Source organism: Citrobacter sp. Colony219 (assembly GCF_019382635.1).
Classification (GTDB): domain Bacteria; phylum Pseudomonadota; class Gammaproteobacteria; order Enterobacterales; family Enterobacteriaceae; genus Citrobacter; species Citrobacter youngae.
Genome location: NZ_CP080033.1, coordinates 6,332 through 6,542 on the forward strand (window position 1 = coordinate 6,332; position 211 = coordinate 6,542).

At 51.7% G+C, this 211-nt stretch carries 1 pseudogene (only partly in view); it reads right to left on the reverse strand.

The annotated features are described in order from the left end of the window. Positions 1 to 174, reverse strand: a pseudogene (locus tag JTI85_RS00035) (glycerol-3-phosphate responsive antiterminator) (it extends 352 nt beyond the left edge of the window). Positions 175 to 211 lie beyond the last annotated feature (37 nt).

The window sequence follows — 211 nt, forward strand, 5'->3', positions numbered from 1 at the left end:
CTTATCCTGGGACAGCCCATTGCAGCTGTCGATATTCACGATGACGTACTTCCCCGCCTGCGACAGCAGTTCTATCACCGGATGGAGCTTAATCAGGTCAATATTGGCAATAATGCAGACTTCCGCCTTGCTGGACAGCGCGGTTTTCAATTGCTCAATACCGTAAATCGCCATAATGACGGGCTGCCGTGCCAGGAGCACGCCAAGATTT